A 4038-nucleotide genomic window follows, 5' to 3' on the forward strand; every position below is an offset into this window, starting at 1 on the left:
TTCAAGTTGCGCTCTGGCTTAAGGTCATCAACAAGCATCTCAAACGGGACATGCTGGTGTTCATAAGCATCCAAAATATGCTGACGATTTATACTCAATAAATCTATGAACTTAGGGTCACCTGATAAATCACTACGTAATACTAGATTATTAATGAAGAACCCGATCAAAGGCTCAATAGAAGCATGTGAGCGACCCGCGATCGGCGAACCAACAACAATATCATCGACACCGCTATAACGACCTAAAAGAACCGAGAACGCAGTTTGCAAAAACATGAACAATGTCACATCGTGATCTTGGCAAAAAGCCAAAACCTCACCAGACAAATCATTATCTAAGTCATGTTGATGATAACGTCCGTTAAAACTCTGGTGCTGAGGGCGAGGACAATCAAGAGGCAAGCTATGAACGGTTGGCAATCCAGTAAGACGCTCACGCCAATAATCCAGTTGACGTTCAAGTAAATCCCCAGACAACCATGATCTCTGCCATAACGCATAATCCGCATATTGAACTTCAAGCGGCTCTAACGGATTGGCCTTCCCACATGAAAAAGCCTCATACAACAGTTTTAATTCTGTTGCTAACACACCCATAGACCAGCCATCAGACGCTATATGATGCATATTAAAGAGTACAATGTGGTCATCTTCAGAAAGGACGATTAACCCAAAACTAACTGGCAACTCGGTACTAAGGTCAAAAACATAATCTCCATGCGCCTCGATTAAGCGCCGCATCTCTTCTCTCTGGTCGCCTTCGCTAGACTTTCTAAGGTCGTGTATCTCAAGGGGTAATGAAAACTCATCACGAATATCTTGATAACCAATGCCACCATCTTCAATGAAAACAGTACGAAGAACTTCATGGCGCTCAATAACTGCCTTAATAGCTCTTTCAAAAGCTGCTCGATGAAAACTACCGCGCAGCCGGAAAGCACCTGGCATGTTATAGTGACTACTACCACCCTCATATTGATCAATAAACCACAAGCGCTGCTGGGCGTATGACAAAGGAATTACAGATGAACGATCTGCAATCTCAATGGGAGGCAAAAGATAATCCGCCGAATGTTCAAAAAGAATAACCGACAAACCAGCAATCGTTGGGCTCTCAAAAAAAGCGCGCAGCGAAACTTCCTCTCCTAGAGAGGACCGAACCAAACTAATAAGGCGCGTCGCCAAAAGCGAATGCCCCCCAAGTTCGAAGAAGTTGTCATGCACACCTACGCGCTCTAGCTTGAGAACTTCCTGCCATAAAGTGCAAAGCTTAGCTTCAATCTCCGTACGAGGAGCAACATAAATCGAACGCTGAACATCCATATCGCCAGGAGCAGGCAATGCCTGACGATCAAGCTTTCCATTAGTGGTTAAAGGGAAGCTGTCTAGAACAACAAAGGCTGATGGAATCATATAGTCAGGAAGCCGCTGCTGTAATGTAGAACGTAATGACCCTATAAAATCCTGCTTCGCCGCTTCATCTTCAACATAAGAACCTTCCGCAACAATGTAAGCAACTAGCTGTTTATCGCTACTGTCAGCTTGACTTGCAAGTGAAGGCTCCCCATCGTCTTTAAGCAACTTTTGGTAGAAACTTGTAGCCCTAAAATCATTGCTTGCATGGCTTAGCCTATATTCAAAGTCAAAATCTGCTGAATTAGAAAACCTAATCTTACCTCTGATTTTAAACTCAGGGTTTAACCCATTTGAAGCAAGTGTTCGTTCAACAGTTGCCAATATTGAATCACCAGATGAAACATTTTTTCCTTCAGGAAATGCCGGGACATAAATCGGCAGTAAGTTTTCTTGGTCATCAAGAGTATTGAAATTATTATTTTCATCCACGTGGAGTGTTAACCAAAGCGCAAACCCTGTTAGAATACATTCACGTTTTACGTGCAGCTCAATATCATGCTCTGATTCTAGTTGAAGATCAGAGTCGAATACCAGATCCTCAAATATATCTGAACTAGTAATTAAGTGCTGTCTTTTCAAATTACGCACACATACTCTTAGATCAAAAGGGCGCCCCACTTCGTCAAAAATCTGACGAACATAATGCGCTCCACTATCGTCAAAGCATACATCTAGTTCATCTTCTTGTATAGACACACCGGCAATTCGAGTGACACTTCGTTGAGGAATCATTAACAAATTGTCATTTGCTACAGACTTAACTTCCTTAAGAATTTTAGCAGCACCTTCAGCACCACCTATATGCCCAATGATTGAAGAAATGCAATAATCCACAGCTTCAGGCAATTCTACTTGCCTGACATCTCCATGAATCACACAAATTTTCTCTGTTAATCCGCTGCGCTCGATTTCCGCTTTAGCTTGATGATAAGACTCTTCGATTAGCTCTACTGAATATACTTTTTTTGCACCGGCTTTAATTGCGAGCTTTGATAAATTGGCATCAGGCCCAGGGCCAATCTCAAGTACAACTTTATTACTCAATTGAGCCTGGAATGCATTCCGATAACATTGAATGCGAGCTTCATGTGATGACATCATAAAATAAGTAAGATCGTCATACACATAAAATTCACATACGGATGGCCAGATCCTCAGCCGGTCTTCTTCGTTTAACTTGCTGTCAGCTTGACCTTCTCGCGCAACAACAACTACATCACTAACGTCAGAAACATCTAAAAGTGACGCTTCAATCTCGCCAAGCTCAATTCTAAAACCACGAACCTTAACTTGATGGTCGACCCGACCTATAAACTCAAGGTTCCCATCCGGCAGATAGCGCACCAGATCACCCGTCCGGTATAAACGAGAGCCCGTATCATTACTGAATGGGTTTGATATAAAGCGCTCCGCAGTAAGCTCGGGGCGGTTCAAATAACCCCGCGCCAAACCTGCTCCACCTATATATAACTCACCAACAGCACCTATCGGCAAAACCGATAAATTATCCGATAATACATAAAGCTTTCGAAAACCAATCGCTTTGCCAATAGGAACGTTAGAACTGTCAGCCAATGTCGCTTTATAATAAGTACTCATTATAGTAGCTTCAGTTGGGCCGTATACGTTACCTAAGTTACAATGAGCATGAAGATTATTGGCTTTCCACATATCAATGACGGATCTGTCAAATGCTTCTCCACCTGAACTTAATTGACGTAGACGACTATTAGCAATTTGAGAACTAAAATTGTCAATTAAAACTAACTTGCCAAAGAATGAAGCCGGCAAATGTGATATAGTAATTTCATTTTCTACCATAAATGCGAGGCGATCAGCAGCTAGTATGTTTTCGCGATTCAGTATGTAAGTTCTCCCTCCGGCTATTAGCGGCGAAAATATATGCTGAACTGAAGCATCAAAATTAATCGAAGCGGCCATTAAGACTCGATCAAGTTGGTTAATTTGATATAAGTCGACAATATCTAACAAATGCTGACCAACACTTTTATGTTCGACACATACACCTTTGGGCTTTCCTGTAGAGCCTGAGGTATAGATCACATAAGCGAGGTGGTCGGAGCATATCCCCAAAGCCGAAGTATCAGGGTTAGTCTCAGGGTAAAATGACAACGCCTCAAGCTGCTCTGGCTCATCGAGAAGCACCAGCTCAGGGCGATCCTGACAACGCTCATCAAACAATGATAGATCAGTCGCTATAGAAGCCTGACCAATAACTATGTGAGCTTGTGTATCATCAAGCATAAACCGAAGGCGGTCCTCCGGATAATCAGGATCCAGCGGAACATAAGCACCACCAGCCTTAAGTATTCCCATAATACCGACAACCATCTCAAGAGAGCGGTCAAGGCAAAGACCCACTAGACTATCTGGCTTAACTCCCTGCTCAATCAGGTAATGTGCAAGCTGATTACTCCGCTTGTTTAACTCAGCATAACTAAGTTCACTACCCTCATAAACGACAGCAATGTTATCTGGAGTGCGGCTGGCTTGCTCTTCAAATAAAGTATGCAAACACTTGTCTGATGCATAAGCCGCAGATGTATCATTCCATTCAATAAGTAAGCGGTCACGCTCCAGAGAAGATAATAATGGTAAA

1 protein-coding gene is annotated in these 4038 nt (G+C 42.6%); it reads right to left on the bottom strand.

What is annotated here, in order from left to right; genetic code table 11:
* Positions 1–4038 (bottom strand): amino acid adenylation domain-containing protein (locus OEU88_RS17510; protein ID WP_262696504.1); only part of this gene is annotated, 4038 nt, incomplete at both ends.

The sequence above is a fragment of the Kordiimonas aquimaris genome (assembly GCF_025574485.1).
GTDB classification, from domain to species: domain Bacteria; phylum Pseudomonadota; class Alphaproteobacteria; order Sphingomonadales; family Kordiimonadaceae; genus Kordiimonas; species Kordiimonas aquimaris.